The following is a 16,098-nucleotide window of genomic DNA, read 5'->3' on the forward strand; positions in this document are numbered from 1 at the left end:
TTTTTGACGAGCGATTAAAGGCTTTCTTTAAAATCTTATTTTAGTCAATTTAAAAGTCCATTGAATGTCAGGAGAAAATAATTTAGAGCATCTTTTAAAGAATTTAAAGCCTGTTCTCCACCCTGGAAAATATGTTTTTACCTCCCAAAGCTCAGATAAATCTGTGCCTATTGAGTCTGTTATCGGCACCTTTACCGAGAAAGAAGGAACCACCCTTATCTTATCTCTTGAAAATGCCGTTAAATTAGGAATGAACTATGAATTTGTTGCCGCTTGGATAACGCTGGAGGTACACTCTTCACTTGAGGCGATTGGCTTAACTGCCGTCTTTTCAAATGCCTTGACCAGCCACCAAATTAGCTGCAACGTAATTGCAGGTTTTTATCACGATCACCTTTTTGTTGACTACACCGACGGACCTAAGGCCGTAAAAATACTAAAAGAGCTTTCGAAAAATAGATAACCTCACTCCCTCACCAATGGCAGCGTACTACATCTCAACAAGCCTTCTTGTTTGGCAATTTCCGAATAAGGTATTTCTTCTACCGTAAAGCCATTTTCCCTAAGCCAATTGTTCAGTCTCGTAAAATTTCTTTCGGAAACGACCACATCAGGTGAAATAGAAAAAACATTACTGTACATATGGTACATCTCTTCAGCCGAGATTTCAAAAATATTTTCCTTTCCAAAAAAGTCTACCAGCCACCGGTACTCGTCTTCTACCAAAAAACCGTTTCTGTGCAAAATAGCTTTACCCTTGCCCAATGGTTGAAAACAGCAATCTAAATGCAAGGCATTTTCACGCGCATTCTTCGATTTTCTTAATTCGAAAGGCCTTATCTTTTTTTGAGGAAATAGCTGAGAGATAAATTCGACCGCCGCTTTGTTAGTACGCGCCGTAATATGGGTCGCATAGTCATCTGCGGTGTAGGTACCTATAAAAATATAATCGTTCCAAGGCATCACATCTCCTCCTTCAACATGCACTTCCTCTGGCGGACGAATAATGTTCTGCTCGTCAATTTCTTCCAAAACATGCAAAATAGCCTCTACCTCTTGTTCTCGATCAGGTAAAATATTGGCAATAATTAGTTTATCGCCGATGACAAAGGCAATGTCCCTAGAAAAAATTTGATTGCAATTTTCAATTACCTCAGGACGAAAGACCTCAACATCGTATTTTCTGAAAACTTTAGCAAAAGCTTCCATTTCTTTAACCATTTCTTCTTCTAAAGGATAGGTTCCGGCCAAAATATGTTCCAATGATTTGGGATCATAGGCTTCATCGGGCTTAGGCACCGGACCACAACTTTTGGCCGTACCTAGCACTACCGAACGTAATCTTGAAATCTCATCGTTCACATTTAACTGCAACATACCTTGGTGTTTTAAATGTAACAAAGGTAGTATTTGGCCAATAAAAAACGCCCTTTCAAATTAATGAAAGGGCGTAATAATTTTTAAGTTATTCTTATTATCGAAGGTCAACTTCAACGAAAGGTCTCTGTTTTTCACCGATGTAAACCTGTCTAGGCCTTCCTATCGGCTCACCTCTTAATCTCATTTCTCTCCATTGGGCAATCCAACCTGGTAGACGGCCCAAAGCGAACATTACAGTGAACATTTCAGTTGGAATACCTAAAGCACGGTAAATAATACCTGAATAGAAATCGACGTTGGGATATAGTTTTCTATCAACAAAATATTGATCCTCTAAGGCTTCTTTTTCCAAACCTTTAGCAATATCAAGAATTGGGTCTTCGATACCTAAATCACCAAGAACCTCATCAGCTGCTTTTTTAATAATCTTGGCTCTAGGATCAAAGTTTTTATATACTCTGTGACCAAAGCCCATCAATCTGAAAGGATCCTCTTTATCCTTCGCTTTCGCCATATATTTTTTAGTGTCGCCACCGTCTGCTTCAATAGCCTCTAACATTTCTAGAACGGCTTGGTTAGCACCTCCATGTAAAGGACCCCAAAGTGCAGATATACCAGCTGATAGAGAGGCAAAAAGACCAGCATGTGAAGAACCTACGATTCTTACTGTAGAAGTAGAACAGTTTTGCTCGTGATCTGCATGCAATATCAACAACTTATCTAAAGCGTTGATAACAATTTCATTCTTTTGATAAGTTTGGTTAGGTCTCTTGAACATCATTTTGTGAATGTTCTCAACATAACCTAAGGTATCATCACCATAATCAAGTGGAAGACCCTTTTTCTTACGAAGCGTCCAAGCTACCAATACCGGAAATTTTGCCAATATACGTACGATGGCGTGGTACATATCTTTTTCGGAAGAGATATCTACCGTAGACGGGTTGAAAGCTATCAAGGCACTGGTCAAAGAAGAAAGAACCCCCATTGGGTGAGCTGACTTTGGAAAACTGTCCAAAATCTTTTTCATCTCCTCATCTACATGAGATTCATCCTTGATATCTTTATGAAATTTGGCCAACTCTTCCTTATTTGGAAGTTCACCAAAAATCAACAGATAGGCTACTTCAAGAAAATCGGCCTTTTCGGCCAACTCTTCAATAGAATACCCTCTATATCTTAAAATACCCTTTTCCCCATCTAAAAATGTAATAGCACTAGCACAAGATCCCGTGTTCTTATAACCAGGATCAATCGTAATCATGCCACCCGTTACCGAGCGTAAAGTTTTTATATCTATGGCAAGCTCATTTTCAGAACCTGTAATAACCGGGAATTCGTATTTCTGACCTTCGTACTCTAAAGTAGCTTTATCTGACATTTGTAGTTTTTACTAAAATTTAAGTGAACCGTAAAATTAATAAAAAAGGGTAATCTTAACAATTATACCCTCGGCTTTCGCCCATTATTAACAACACTTTTTGATAGTAATTTGTAGATATTACAACAGATACAATTTATTGTAGTATTCATCTAAAGATTTCTCCCAGGTGAACCTCATTTTTTTGGCGTTTGCCTTAATTTTCTTCCAGGTCGCTTGATCATGCTCCCAGACATTCAGGGCCTCATCCAACTTATTCACCATATCCTCAAGTTTGGCATTGAAAGTTTGACCGTCAAAGGCAAAACCGGTTTTCATGTGCTCAACAGTGTCTTTTAATCCTCCTGTATGATGTACCAAACATGGGTTGCCGTTTCTCATGGCCAACATTTGACTAATACCACATGGTTCAAATAGGCTGGGCATGAAATAAAGATCAGTTTCTAAATACATAGAATCGATGAGATCTTCTGATTGCCCATTGGTAAATATGAAGTTTTTATGCTTGTAGCTCATCTCTCTAAACAAGTGCTCATAATCGGGATCGCCCGTACCCAAAAGCATAAAAATGCCATCAACTTCTTTTAGCCTGTCCAGTATTTTTTCAAAAGACTCAGGAGAACGCATTAGAAAATAAAACTTCTGCTCCGTCAACCTAGCTACACTCGACACAATAAACTTAGGTTTGTTGGATACATACTCCATGATTTTCTCACCGGTATGCGCCAAAAAGTCTGCTTTATACTTTTTTGATTCGTCTTGAAGCCAACGAAACAAGGCCTTGACCGTATTTCGATACAATAGTCCCTTTTCTGCCTGACGAACGTTGGCATAGTTAGAGGCATTTAAGATTCCGAACAAGCGACCTTCATTATCGGCATTTCTTAAATCAACCTCAAGACTTTCGCCGCCTACAAATTCAGGCCTTGCACTTGGTAATAATATATCTTCTTTATAAGCTTGTGAAACGGTATGAACGGCATCAGCCAAACGAATGCCCACCGCCATAAGATTAATGCAATCTTGGTAGCGCGGGTCTTGCAAATTTTGGTGGTCGAGTTGAATTTCGGGAAAGAAGTTATGTACCGAAGCATAATTATCATAAAATGGTCGAATACCCTGAATGGCCAAATTATGTATGCTATATACATACCGCATTTTCTTTAAAACCTGATAATCGGGGTGATAAGTTTTCAAGAACAACATGGCACTGGAATGCCAATCGTGCATGTGCACAATATCCAATTCTCCAAAAGCACCCATCTTAACCGCTTCGGCAACAGCGGTGTTAAATATTATGAATTTTATATAGTCATTAAAAAATGGCTCCGTAGGATCATCATGATAGATATGGGCAATACCTCCTTCAGTAATCTCAGGATGGTGTATTACATAATGAATGATATTTTCAATGTTCTTTTTGGGAGGAACAGCATAGAGTTCGGCCGAATAGTCAGTACCGCGCAACCGGAAATTCAACTGGGTTCTAAATGTTCCGGTCTTGTGAATTCTCGAATAAGACGGGACGATCACATGAACCTTATCACCTCGTTTGGCAATCTCTCTGGGTACATCACGTACTACATCGCCCATACCACCTGCCTTGCAATCGGGGATTGCATCATTCTCAGCAGCTACAAAAAGAAAATTATTCATTGAAAATCTAAAATTATCCGTTACTGGAAAAAGGTAAGTAAAGTTTACGAATGAACCAAAAAAAAGCCTTTCTCTTCGGTTATTTCTGAAAAGAAAGGCTTTTTTATTAGGAAAACATTAAAATTCTACTGAATCTTAAAAGCTTTTTCTTTTGGATAATATGCTGTATCACCTAATTCTTCTTCTATTCTCAAGAGTTGGTTGTACTTGGCCATTCTATCGGAACGGGAAGCAGAACCGGTCTTAATCTGTCCGGTATTAAGTGCCACGGCCAAATCGGCAATGGTATTATCTTCGGTTTCTCCTGAACGGTGGCTCATTACTGAAGTATAACCAGCATTCTTGGCCATATTGACCGCCGCTATAGTCTCGGTAAGAGTTCCTATCTGGTTTACCTTGATAAGAATCGAATTGGCGATACCTTGCTCGATTCCCCTAGAGAGACGCTCAACGTTAGTCACAAACAAATCGTCACCTACCAATTGAACTTTATCACCTACTATTTCGGTCAAAGTTTTCCAACCATCCCAGTCGTTCTCATCCATACCGTCTTCGATAGAGATAATCGGATATTTAGAACAAAGCTCTGCCAAATACTCAGCTTGCTCTTGTGAAGTTCTTACAACCCCTTTATCGCCTTCGAATTTTGTATAATCGTACTTACCATCCACATAGAACTCTGCAGAGGCACAATCCAGGGCAATCATCACTTCGTCACCAAGTTTGTAACCCGCTTTCTCAACCGCCTTCGCAATCGTATCTAAAGCATCTTCGGTACCGCCTGCCAGATTAGGGGCAAAACCACCTTCATCACCTACAGCAGTACTCAAACCTCTATCGTGTAAAACTTTTTTAAGATTATGGAAAATTTCAGTACCCATCTGCATGGCGTGGGTGAAATCTTTCGCCTTAACCGGCATAATCATAAATTCTTGAAATGCAATCGGCGCATCTGAATGCGAGCCACCGTTAATGATGTTCATCATAGGCACCGGCAATGTATTAGCACTTACACCGCCTACGTAGCGATATAGTGGCATGCCCAATTCATTGGCAGCAGCCTTTGCTACCGCAAGAGAAACACCAAGTATGGCGTTGGCACCTAATTTTGATTTATTTGGTGTACCATCTAAATCTAACATTACCTGATCGATCAAGTTTTGTTCAAAGACCGACATGCCTAAGATTTCTTCAGAAATCAAAGTGTTGACATTTTCAACTGCTTTACTAACACCCTTACCCATAAAAGTGTTACCGCCATCACGCAATTCTACGGCCTCATGTTCTCCAGTTGAAGCACCGGATGGAACTGCAGCCCTTCCCATTACACCATTTTCGGTAACTACATCTACCTCTACGGTAGGGTTACCCCTAGAATCTAAAATCTGTCTTGCGTGAACGCTTAATATAATACTCATAAAAATATTTTTAGTTGGAAAAGTATTGCTTTTCAAGGTGAACAAATATACAAAACCCTAATAGCATAAAGCTTAGAGAAACCGCTCTATTTATCAGGAAATAACGATTGCTTAACCTAAACTGTTTGTACCGATTTACTTTTGATCAAATCGAAAAACTGGTCGAACAAATAATCAGCGTCATGTGGCCCAGGACTAGCTTCTGGGTGGTACTGCACCGAAAATACATCTTTATCTTTCAGCTTAATACCGGCTACGGTATTGTCATTAAGGTGAACATGTGTGATTTCAACATCACTATTGGCTTCGGTTTCTTCTCTATTAACAGCAAAACCATGGTTTTGCGAAGTAATTTCACCTTTACCGGTTACCAAATTTAAAATTGGATGGTTGATGCCTCTATGCCCATTGTGCATTTTATAGGTCGATATACCCTTTGCCAAGGCTATGACTTGATGGCCCAAACATATACCGAACACCGGCTTACCACTATCAATCATTTTTTTGGCAGCCGCTATCGCATCGACCAAAGGCTCAGGATCACCAGGTCCGTTAGAAATGAAATAGGCATCCGGTTCCCAAGATTGCATTTCATCAAAAGAAGCGTCAAAAGGGAAAACTTTTATATAAGAATCTCTTTTTGACAGATTTCTTAAAATATTCTTCTTAATGCCTATATCCAAGGCAGCAATTTTAAAGGTTGCAGATTCGTCGCCTATGAAATATGGCTCTTTCGTAGAAACTTTTGAAGCCAATTCAAGACCTTCCATACTAGGCACTTCCGCCAATTGTTTTTTGAGACCATCAATATTGTTCACATCGGTCGATATAACCGCATTCATTGCGCCATTATCACGTATATAACTGACCAAAGCCCTAGTGTCTACATCAGATATGGCAAATAATTTATTATCATTCAAAAAATCCTCTAAACTTTTATCAGCTCTTGGACGCGAATATTCGTAACTGAAATTTCGGCAAATAAGCCCGGATATTTTAACAGAATCCGATTCCACTTCTTCAACATTGGTACCATAGTTACCGATGTGGGCATTGGTAGTAACCATCAATTGACCAAAATAAGATGGGTCGGTAAAAATCTCTTGATAACCGGTCATACCCGTATTAAAACAAACCTCACCAAATGCGGTACCCTCTTTGTCTCCAACCGACTTGCCGTAGAATATAGTGCCGTCGGCCAATAATAATAACGCTTTTCTTCTTGATTGATACTTCATATATGCTACTCTTTCTTAATTTTCAAAATTAAACATAAAAAAAGGATAAACTATTAAGTTTATCCTTTTCAATTTATTATGAGTTATGTACATCTTATTCTTCTGAATCGTCTGTTACATTTTCAACATCGGCTTGAGCTTCAGCTGCCTCTTCTTTTGGAGCTGCAGGTGCATCTACCTTAGCTTCTTCCTCTTTTTTGCCACCACTTCTTCTACTTCTTCTCGTAGATTTCTTCTTAGGCTTACCAGCATTGTAAAGCTCATTGAAATCAACTAACTCAATCATTGCCATATCAGCGTTATCACCAAGACGGTTACCTAATTTTATAATTCTGGTATAACCACCAGGCCTATCGCCCACCTGTTCAGCAACTGTACTGAACAATTCAGTTACCGCATATTTGTTTCGCAGGTTCTTAAAAGCGATACGACGATTGTGCGTTCCTTTTTCAGCAGAAATATTGTTCTCTGCCTTCGCTTTGGTTATCAATGGCTCAACGAATTGTTTCAATGCCTTTGCCTTTGCTACCGTAGTGTTGATTCTCTTGTGCTCGATCAAGGAACATGCCATATTGGCCAACATCGCCTTTCTGTGCGCTGTCTTTCTTCCTAAATGATTGACCTTTTTACCGTGTCTCATTTCTCTTGTCTATTATATTTCTCCAACTGAGGGTGTATCCCTATCCTGTAAGAAATATCGATTAATCTTTATCTAACTTATATTTTGAAAGGTCCATTCCAAAACTTAGACCTTTATTGATTACCAATTCTTCTAATTCGGTCAATGATTTTTTACCGAAGTTTCTGAATTTCATCAAATCGTTTTTATTGAACGAAACCAAATCACCTAATGTATCTACTTCAGCCGCCTTCAAACAATTCAAGGCACGAACTGAAAGATCCATATCTACCAATTTAGTTTTCAACAACTGACGCATATGCAAAGATTCTTCATCATATGTTTCAGTTTGAGCAATCTCATCAGCCTCTAATGTAATTCTCTCATCAGAGAACAACATAAAGTGGTGTATCAAAACTTTGGCTCCTTCTGTAAGTGCATCTTTAGGATGAATCGATCCATCGGTCACGATTTCGAAAACCAATTTTTCATAGTCCGTCTTCTGCTCTACACGAAAGTTTTCAATGCTATACTTTACGTTCTTGATAGGAGTAAAGATAGAGTCGATTGCAATACTACCTAGTGCTGCGTTCGACTTCTTATTCTCTTCAGCTGGAACATAGCCACGACCTTTGTCGATAACAATCTCCATATTTATACTCACTTTTGGATCCATGTTGCAGATTACCAAATCTGGGTTCAACACTTGGTATCCAGAAATGAATTTCTGAAAATCACCAGCGGTCAATTGTTCTTTACCGCTAACAGATATAGAAACTACTTCAGCTTCTGAATCGTCTATTTGCTTTTTGAACCTTACTTGTTTAAGATTCAGGATGATTTCGGTAACGTCTTCAACAACACCCGAAATCACGGAAAACTCATGCTCGACACCATCGATTCTGACGGATGTAATTGCATGACCTTCCAAAGAAGAAAGCAATACTCTTCTTAGTGCGTTCCCGACAGTCAATCCATAACCAGGTTCCAATGGACGGAATTCGAACTTACCTTCGAAATCCGAGGAATCGATCATTATAACTTTATCAGGTTTCTGGAAATTAAATAATGCCATGTGAATTAGTGTTCTATGTTATTTAGAGTAAAGCTCAACTATTAATTGTTCTTTGATATTCTCTGGAATTTGGATTCTCTCAGGTACTGAAACAAAAGTACCTTCTTTCTTTTCAGAGTTCCAGGTAATCCACTCATAAACATTGCTTTGGGCGTCTAATGAATCGCCGATCACCTGAAGTGACTTTGATTTTTCACGAACACCAACTACATCACCTGCTTTCAAGGTATATGAAGGAATATTGACCAACTCTCCGTTTACAGTAATATGTCTGTGCGACACAAGTTGTCTAGCACCTCTTCTTGAAGGAGCGATACCCATGCGGTAAACAACGTTATCCAACCTGCATTCGCAAAGTTGTAGTAAAATTTCACCGGTAACACCTTCTTTTCTTTTGGCGTTGGCGAAAATGTTTCTAAACTGCTTTTCTAAAATACCGTAGGTATACTTAGCTTTTTGTTTCTCCATTAATTGAACGGCATACTCCGATTTTTTACCTCGGCGTCTGTTGTTTCCGTGTTGTCCTGGAGGGTAATTCTTCTTTTCGAATGACTTATCGTCTCCGAAGATAGCTTCGCCGAACTTACGGGCGATTTTACTTTTAGGTCCTGTATATCTTGCCATTTTCTTTTAATTTGGAAGTGTGATTATGAATTAAGGCTTATCCTTCGATAATCGTTAACTACACTTCCCGTGAAATTTATAGTGAATAAAACGAATTAAACTCTTCTTCTTTTTGGTGGTCTACAACCATTGTGCGGCATTGGAGTAACATCAATGATTTCTGTTACTTCGATACCAGAGTTGTGTACGGCACGAATAGCAGACTCTCTACCGTTACCAGGCCCCTTAACATAAACTTTCACCTTTCTAAGACCGGCTTCGTGTGCAGTTTTAGCACATTCTTCAGCTGCTACTTGAGCCGCGTAGGGAGTATTCTTTTTTGATCCCCTAAAACCCATCTTACCTGCAGAAGACCAAGAAATTACGTCTCCTTTTTTATTGGTAAGCGAAATAATGATATTATTGAAAGAGGCGGTCACGTGGGCCTCACCCACTGAGTCAACGATTACTTTACGTTTTTTAGCCGCTTTTGCACCTGCTTTTGAAGTTGCCTTTGCCATAATAACCTACTTATTATTTAGTTGCCTTTTTCTTGTTAGCAACCGTTTTTCTTTTTCCTTTTCTGGTTCTAGAATTGTTCTTGGTACGTTGACCGCGAAGTGGAAGACCAGCTCTATGACGAATACCACGGTAACAACCAATATCCATTAAACGCTTAATGTTCAACTGCGTTTCTGAACGAAGCTCACCTTCAATGGTATAACCTGATACAGCCTCTCTAATACGGCCTATCTCATCATCATTCCAATCAGATACCTTTGCGTCTTCACTCACATTGGCTTTTTCCAAAATTTCTTTAGCCCTACTTGTTCCAATACCGTAAATGTAGGTCAAGGCAATTACACCTCTCTTTTGTTTTGGTATGTCTATACCCGCAATTCTTGCCATAATTATCCTTGTCTTTGTTTAAATCTAGGATTCTTCTTGTTGATTACATACAACCTGCCCTTTCTGCGTACAATTTTGCAGTCGGCACTTCTTTTTTTAACTGATGCTCTAACTTTCATCTCGCTATCTTTCTCTCTTATTAATACCTATAAGTAATTCTAGCCTTGGTCAGGTCATAAGGGCTCATTTCTAACTTAACCTTATCACCTGGAAGCAATTTTATATAATGCATACGCATCTTACCGGAAATGTGAGCAGTAACTACATGCCCGTTTTCCAATTCAACACGAAACATTGCATTTGACAATGCTTCAATTATAGATCCGTCTTGTTCTATTGCAGCTTGTTTAGCCATACTTATGCTACTTTTCTGTTTTTACCGGTTTTCATCAAACCATCATAATGCCTGTTCAATAGATACGCGTTCACTTGCTGAACTGTATCGATGGCAACACCGACCATAATCAAAAGTGAAGTTCCACCATAAAACAGGGCCCAATTGGCCTGAAGGTCCATCAACTTTACGACCAAAGCTGGCAAAACTGCCAATAAGGCCAAAAAGATAGAACCCGGCAAAGTTATTAAAGACATAACCTTATCCAAAAAATCTCCCGTTTCTTTTCCAGGTCTAATACCCGGAATAAAACCTCCACTTCTTTTCAAGTCATCGGCCATCTTATTCGTTGGTACCGTAATGGCGGTATAGAAGTAAGTAAATATGATAATCAATACGGCAAAAAGAACATTGTATGCCAGACCAAAAATATCTTGGAACTGAACTTCCATCCATTGCCCTGCCGCAGTATCATTAAATGTCTTACCAATTAAGCTTGGAGCGAACATAATTGCCTGGGCAAATATAATCGGCATTACACCAGAAGCATTCAACTTTAGCGGAATGTACTGACGCGAACCCATTATATTCTTCTCATACCCACCAGAAGCAGTTCTTCTTGCATATTGAACTGGTATCTGACGCGTAGCCATTACCAAAAGAACACTTGCAAGAATAACCAAGAACCAAAGAATGATTTCAATTAAAATGAACATCAAACCACCTGTGTTGTTGGTTGTTCTAGAGTAAAACTCTTGAACGAACGACTGAGGCATTGTTGCAATAATACCAATCATAATCAAAAGTGAAATACCATTACCGATACCTTTATCAGTAATTTTTTCACCTAACCACATTGCAAACACACAGCCCGTCACCAAAATCACAACGGCAGGAATCATAAAATCAAGTCCTTTACCCAATAAGAAGGCACTATCCTGTACACCAAAGGCTTCAAGACCGTATAGATAAGCCGGAGCCTGAACAACACAGATACCAATCGTTAACCAACGGGTAATCTGATTTTTTGTTTTTCTACCACTTTCACCCTCCTTATCCAACTTTTGCAAATATGGAATGGCGATACTCATCAACTGCACCACAATCGATGCAGAGATATATGGCATGATACCCAACGCAAAAACCGAAGCATTTGCAAAAGCACCTCCGGTAAAAGCATTCAATAACCCAAAGATACCTTGATCGGTACCTGAGGCCAATGCAGCCAATTGTGTTGAATCGATACCCGGAAGAACAATCTGGCAACCAAAACGGTACACCAAAAGCAAACTAAGTGTTACCAATATGCGGTTTCTTAGTTCTTCAATCTTCCAGATGTTGGATATGGTCTCGAAAAATTTCTTCATAGTAGGGTATGCTTATAAATTTATTGCTTCTCCGCCAGCAGCTTCTATGGCCGCTTTGGCACTAGCCGTAAATTTATGCACGGAAACTTTAAGGGAAGACTTAAGTTCCCCACCGCCCAATATTTTTATTAGCTCGCTTCTTTTAGCCAAACCATTTTCAACTAAAGTATCTACGGTAACCTCGTCTTTGATAATCTTATTATCGACAAGCTCTTGCAACTTACTCAAGTTGATACCTTTGTATTCTACACGGTTGATGTTCGTGAAACCGAATTTTGGAACACGACGCTGCAAAGGCATTTGACCACCTTCGAAACCGATTTTCTTAGAATAACCAGATCTAGATTTTGCCCCTTTGTGACCACGGGTAGCGGTTCCGCCTTTTCCAGAACCTTGTCCTCTACCGACTCTTTTACCCGCTTTACCTGTTGAACCTTCCGCTGGTTTAAGATTGCTTAAATCCATTATTATCTTCTATATTAGGCTTCTTGTGTAGAAACCAAATGTTTAACTTTATCTATCATACCAAGAATGTTGGGGGTAGCTTCATGCTCCACAACCTGACCTATTTTCTTAAGACCTAAGGCCTCAAGAGTTCTTTTCTGGTTTTGAGGTCTCTTGATACTGCTCTTTAGCTGCTTAACCTGTAATTTCTTAGCCATCGTATTGTATATTATCCTTTAAAGACTTTGTCTAGGGAAACACCTCTTTGCTTAGCTACGGTACCAGCATCCCTAAGTTGCAATAATGCATCGAAAGTAGCCTTAACTACGTTATGAGGGTTCGACGATCCTTGTGATTTTGAAAGTACGTCTTGAACTCCAACAGACTCCAATACCGCACGAACGGCACCACCGGCAATAACCCCGGTACCATGAGATGCTGGTTGAATATATACTCTTGCACCACCATATTTACCTTTTTGCTCGTGTGGAAGCGTACCTTTGTTCAATGGTATACGAATAAGGTTCTTCTTTGCATCTTCGATTGCCTTGGCAATAGCTGTAGCAACTTCTTTAGATTTACCCAAACCGCTACCGACAACACCATTCTCGTCACCAACAACAACTATGGCCGAAAATCCAAAAGCTCTACCACCTTTGGTCACTTTGGTAACACGCTGAATACCTACCAATCTATCTTTTAAATCTAAACCGCCAGGTTTAACAGTCTCTACGTTTTTGTATTTCTGGTACATAGTATTATTTAAAAATTTAGTCCTGCTTCACGGGCCCCTTCAGCCAATGCTTTAACTCTACCATGATAAAGGTTTCCGCCCCTATCAAAAGCAACTTTCTCTATACCTGCCTCTTTGCATTTCTCGGCAACCGTCTTACCTACCTCAGTAGCTATTTCAGTTTTGGTGCCTTTAGCATCGGCAAATTGTTTATCTCTAGAAGAAACAGACAAAAGGGTTTTTCCTTCGTTATCATCTATAACCTGTGCATAGATGGCACTGTTACTTCTAAATACAGAAAGTCTTGGTCTCTCTGCAGTACCTGAAGAAACTTTTCTGATTCTTCTACGTATTCTTTGTTTTCTTTCGCTCTTTGATAATGCCATGATATACTATTAAGCTGATTTACCTGCTTTTCTACGTAATTGCTCGCCCACGAACTTGATACCTTTTCCTTTGTAAGGCTCTGGCTTACGAAATGATCGTATCTTGGCTGCTATCTGACCTACCAATTGCTTGTCGTGAGATGTCAATTTAACTATAGGGTTCTTACCTTTTTCCGAAGTAGTCTCTACCTTGATTTCAGGAGCTAGGTCTAACACAATGTTGTGAGAAAACCCTAAAGCCAAATCAAGCTTCTGACCTTGGTTACTGGCACGATAACCCACACCAACTAACTCCAGCTGTTTGGTCCACCCAATCGACACACCTTTGATCATGTTATTGATCAATGCGCGATACAGACCGTGCTTTGCTTTATGATCTTTTAAGTCTGAAGGTCTTTCCACTACTACCTGACCATCTTCAACCTTGATATCGACTGAAGAAAAATCTTGAGTAAGCTCTCCTAATTTCCCTTTAACGACGACCTCGTTTCCTTTTATATCAACTGTCACTCCCTCAGGAATCACTATCGGATTATTACCTATTCTTGACATGTCTTAAATACTTTATTCCTTATTAATATACGTAGCAAAGTACCTCACCACCTACATTCTCGTTCTTGGCCTGCTTACTGGTCATCACTCCGTGAGAAGTAGAGACTATAGCTATACCCAAACCATTCAAAACCCTTGGCAAGGTATCGGCACCGGTATACTTACGTAAACCTGGCTTACTTACCCTTTGAATTTTTCTGATAACAGGCTCTTTGGTCTCCTTGTCATATTTCAAGGCGATTTTAATAGTACCCTGAAATTTATCCTCTTCAAACTTATAACTTAAAATATAGCCCTGATCGAACAATATCTTAGTTATTTCTCTTTTTACTTTAGACGATGGAATCTCCACCACTCTGTGACCAGCCCTGCTGGCATTTCTAACTCTAGTTAGATAATCTGCAATAGTATCTGTGACCATTTCTATATAATTTGGTAACGGTTTTCGCTTTATTGCGAACCTGAAACCAGTTAAACTCTTTTACCAGCTTGCCTTTTTAACTCCGGGAATAAGACCTTGGTTAGCCATTTCCCTGAACATAACCCTAGAGATACCGAATGTTCTCATATACCCCTTTGGCCTACCTGTCAACTTGCATCTATTATGCATACGAACGGGAGAAGCATTTCTTGGCAACTTTTGCAATGCTTCGTAATCACCGGCTTCCTTTAAAGCCTTACGCTTTTCAGCATATTTAGCAACTGTTTTTGCCCTTTTGCGCTCACGCGCTTTCATTGATTCTTTAGCCATTCTAGTTCTTTTTAAAAGGTAATCCTAATTCAGTTAATAGAGACTTCGCTTCTTTATCGGTTTGGGCAGAAGTAACGAAAGTAATATCCATTCCGTTAATTCTATTAATTCTATCAATATTGATTTCAGGGAAAATAATTTGCTCAGTAACACCCAAGCTATAATTACCACGACCATCAAAACCTGTAGCCCGTATACCTTGAAAATCTCTTACGCGAGGCAATGCATAAGTAATCAAACGATCTAAAAATTCGTACATTCTCTCACCTCTCAAGGTTACTTTAGCGCCAATTGGCATACCTTTACGCAATTTAAAGGTAGCAACATCTTTCTTAGACATCGTCGCTACAGCTTTTTGCCCAGTAATAGTTGTAAGTTCATCAACCGCATGGTCAATTAACTTTTTGTCTGCCACAGCAGCTCCAACACCTCTACTTACGACAATTTTCTGAAGCTTCGGTACCTCCATAATATTGTTGTAACCGAACTCTTCTTTGAGCGCATTAACGATACGCTCCTTATATTCCGTTTTTAATCTTGAAACGTAAGCCATAACTATATTACTTCATTGGATTTCTTGGAAAAACGTACTTTCTTTCCGTCCCTTTCTTCGTATCCTACCCTCGTAGTCTCACCTGTCTTCGCATCGATCAAAGCCAGATTAGAAATATGAATAGGAGCCTCTTTCTTTACGATACCACCCTGAGGATTCTGTGCGCTAGGCTTCTGATGTTTAGAAACCAAATTAGCACCCTCAACGATAGCTTTATTCTTTTCACGGTCTACGGACATTACTTTACCTTCGGTACCTTTATGGTCTCCGGCAACGATTCGAACCGTATCTCCTGTTTTTATTTTCAACTTTATCATGATCTACTATATTAAAGTACCTCAGGGGCCAATGAAACAATTTTCATAAACTGCTTGTCACGCAATTCTCTTGCAACAGGACCGAACACACGCGTACCTCTCATCTCCCCACTTGGGTTCAATAATACACAAGCGTTGTCGTCGAAACGGATGTACGAACCATCAGGCCTTCTTACCTCTTTTTTAGTTCTTACAACTACCGCTGTAGAAACAGCACCTTTCTTAATACCACCATTCGGTGTAGCCTCTTTAACGGCAACAACAATCTTATCACCTACAGAAGCATATCTTCTTTTGGTACCACCAAGCACCCTAATGGTCAAAACCTCTTTGGCACCGGTATTGTCTGCTACCTTTAATCTTGATTCTTGCTGTAACATAA

At 39.5% G+C, this 16,098-nt stretch carries 24 protein-coding genes; 1 reads left to right on the forward strand and 23 read right to left on the reverse strand.

Going from position 1 to position 16,098, the window contains the following annotated elements:
* The first annotated feature begins 64 nt into the window (after positions 1-64).
* A complete protein-coding gene (locus D1013_RS17085) occupies positions 65-463 on the forward strand; it encodes an ACT domain-containing protein (RefSeq protein ID WP_121849982.1) in 399 nt (132 codons plus the stop codon).
* A 2-nt stretch (positions 464-465) separates the two neighbouring features.
* On the opposite strand, the gene D1013_RS17090 is transcribed toward D1013_RS17085, so the two are convergent.
* The 23 genes from D1013_RS17090 to rplN all read right to left on the reverse strand — a co-directional run bounded on the left by D1013_RS17090 (position 466) and on the right by rplN (position 16,096).
* The gene (locus D1013_RS17090; RefSeq protein WP_121849983.1) at positions 466-1,377 is read right to left on the reverse strand and encodes a dimethylarginine dimethylaminohydrolase family protein; all 912 of its coding nucleotides are present in this window, start codon (positions 1,375-1,377) and stop codon (positions 466-468) included.
* A gap of 97 nt (positions 1,378-1,474) precedes the next feature.
* Positions 1,475-2,761 (reverse strand): citrate synthase, encoded by a 1,287-nt coding sequence (locus tag D1013_RS17095; protein ID WP_121849984.1) that lies wholly within the window; start codon positions 2,759-2,761, stop codon positions 1,475-1,477.
* Positions 2,762-2,881: 120 nt separating this feature from the next.
* On the reverse strand, positions 2,882-4,417 hold the full coding sequence (locus D1013_RS17100) for a glycogen synthase (RefSeq protein ID WP_121849985.1): 1,536 nt from the start codon (positions 4,415-4,417) through the stop codon (positions 2,882-2,884).
* 125 nt (positions 4,418-4,542) lie between these two features.
* Positions 4,543-5,835: a phosphopyruvate hydratase gene (gene eno, locus D1013_RS17105; protein ID WP_121850782.1), complete on the reverse strand. Its 1,293-nt coding sequence runs from the start codon at positions 5,833-5,835 to the stop codon at positions 4,543-4,545.
* A 116-nt stretch (positions 5,836-5,951) separates the two neighbouring features.
* The gene (carA, locus tag D1013_RS17110; protein ID WP_121849986.1) at positions 5,952-7,073 is read right to left on the reverse strand and encodes a glutamine-hydrolyzing carbamoyl-phosphate synthase small subunit; all 1,122 of its coding nucleotides are present in this window, start codon (positions 7,071-7,073) and stop codon (positions 5,952-5,954) included.
* A 94-nt stretch (positions 7,074-7,167) separates the two neighbouring features.
* Complete coding sequence (rplQ, locus tag D1013_RS17115) at positions 7,168-7,713, reverse strand: 50S ribosomal protein L17 (protein ID WP_121849987.1); 546 nt, start codon at positions 7,711-7,713, stop codon at positions 7,168-7,170.
* 61 nt (positions 7,714-7,774) lie between these two features.
* Positions 7,775-8,767 carry a DNA-directed RNA polymerase subunit alpha gene (locus D1013_RS17120; RefSeq protein ID WP_121849988.1) on the reverse strand — a complete coding sequence of 331 codons (993 nt, stop codon included), beginning with the start codon at positions 8,765-8,767 and terminating at the stop codon, positions 7,775-7,777.
* Positions 8,768-8,785: 18 nt separating this feature from the next.
* Complete coding sequence (rpsD, locus tag D1013_RS17125; RefSeq protein WP_121849989.1) at positions 8,786-9,391, reverse strand: 30S ribosomal protein S4; 606 nt, start codon at positions 9,389-9,391, stop codon at positions 8,786-8,788.
* 95 nt (positions 9,392-9,486) lie between these two features.
* Positions 9,487-9,891, reverse strand: coding sequence for a 30S ribosomal protein S11 (rpsK, locus tag D1013_RS17130; RefSeq protein WP_121849990.1), 405 nt, complete (start codon positions 9,889-9,891; stop codon positions 9,487-9,489).
* A gap of 13 nt (positions 9,892-9,904) precedes the next feature.
* A complete protein-coding gene (gene rpsM, locus D1013_RS17135; RefSeq protein ID WP_121849991.1) occupies positions 9,905-10,279 on the reverse strand; it encodes a 30S ribosomal protein S13 in 375 nt (124 codons plus the stop codon).
* Positions 10,280-10,281: 2 nt separating this feature from the next.
* A complete protein-coding gene (gene ykgO / locus D1013_RS17140) occupies positions 10,282-10,398 on the reverse strand; it encodes a type B 50S ribosomal protein L36 (RefSeq protein ID WP_013305171.1) in 117 nt (38 codons plus the stop codon).
* Positions 10,399-10,418: 20 nt separating this feature from the next.
* The gene (infA, locus tag D1013_RS17145) at positions 10,419-10,634 is read right to left on the reverse strand and encodes a translation initiation factor IF-1 (RefSeq protein ID WP_013305172.1); all 216 of its coding nucleotides are present in this window, start codon (positions 10,632-10,634) and stop codon (positions 10,419-10,421) included.
* A gap of 2 nt (positions 10,635-10,636) precedes the next feature.
* Positions 10,637-11,980 carry a preprotein translocase subunit SecY gene (secY, locus tag D1013_RS17150; protein ID WP_121849992.1) on the reverse strand — a complete coding sequence of 448 codons (1,344 nt, stop codon included), beginning with the start codon at positions 11,978-11,980 and terminating at the stop codon, positions 10,637-10,639.
* A gap of 12 nt (positions 11,981-11,992) precedes the next feature.
* A complete protein-coding gene (rplO, locus tag D1013_RS17155) occupies positions 11,993-12,445 on the reverse strand; it encodes a 50S ribosomal protein L15 (RefSeq protein WP_121849993.1) in 453 nt (150 codons plus the stop codon).
* Between the two features lie 14 nt (positions 12,446-12,459).
* Positions 12,460-12,642, reverse strand: coding sequence for a 50S ribosomal protein L30 (gene rpmD / locus D1013_RS17160; protein WP_121849994.1), 183 nt, complete (start codon positions 12,640-12,642; stop codon positions 12,460-12,462).
* Positions 12,643-12,653: 11 nt separating this feature from the next.
* On the reverse strand, positions 12,654-13,178 hold the full coding sequence (gene rpsE, locus D1013_RS17165; protein ID WP_121849995.1) for a 30S ribosomal protein S5: 525 nt from the start codon (positions 13,176-13,178) through the stop codon (positions 12,654-12,656).
* An 8-nt stretch (positions 13,179-13,186) separates the two neighbouring features.
* Complete coding sequence (gene rplR, locus D1013_RS17170; RefSeq protein WP_121849996.1) at positions 13,187-13,543, reverse strand: 50S ribosomal protein L18; 357 nt, start codon at positions 13,541-13,543, stop codon at positions 13,187-13,189.
* Positions 13,544-13,552: 9 nt separating this feature from the next.
* Positions 13,553-14,095 (reverse strand): 50S ribosomal protein L6, encoded by a 543-nt coding sequence (gene rplF / locus D1013_RS17175; RefSeq protein ID WP_121849997.1) that lies wholly within the window; start codon positions 14,093-14,095, stop codon positions 13,553-13,555.
* A gap of 22 nt (positions 14,096-14,117) precedes the next feature.
* Entirely contained in the window at positions 14,118-14,516 is a 399-nt protein-coding gene (rpsH, locus tag D1013_RS17180; protein WP_121849998.1) for a 30S ribosomal protein S8, read from the reverse strand.
* Positions 14,517-14,576: 60 nt separating this feature from the next.
* Positions 14,577-14,846 carry a 30S ribosomal protein S14 gene (rpsN, locus tag D1013_RS17185; protein ID WP_121849999.1) on the reverse strand — a complete coding sequence of 90 codons (270 nt, stop codon included), beginning with the start codon at positions 14,844-14,846 and terminating at the stop codon, positions 14,577-14,579.
* A 1-nt stretch (position 14,847) separates the two neighbouring features.
* Positions 14,848-15,399, reverse strand: coding sequence for a 50S ribosomal protein L5 (gene rplE, locus D1013_RS17190; protein WP_121850000.1), 552 nt, complete (start codon positions 15,397-15,399; stop codon positions 14,848-14,850).
* A gap of 2 nt (positions 15,400-15,401) precedes the next feature.
* Positions 15,402-15,716: a 50S ribosomal protein L24 gene (gene rplX, locus D1013_RS17195; protein WP_225621411.1), complete on the reverse strand. Its 315-nt coding sequence runs from the start codon at positions 15,714-15,716 to the stop codon at positions 15,402-15,404.
* Between the two features lie 11 nt (positions 15,717-15,727).
* A complete protein-coding gene (gene rplN, locus D1013_RS17200; RefSeq protein WP_121850001.1) occupies positions 15,728-16,096 on the reverse strand; it encodes a 50S ribosomal protein L14 in 369 nt (122 codons plus the stop codon).
* Positions 16,097-16,098 lie beyond the last annotated feature (2 nt).

Origin of the sequence: Euzebyella marina (assembly GCF_003687485.1) — a bacterium.
Classification (GTDB): Bacteria; Bacteroidota; Bacteroidia; order Flavobacteriales; family Flavobacteriaceae; genus Euzebyella; species Euzebyella marina.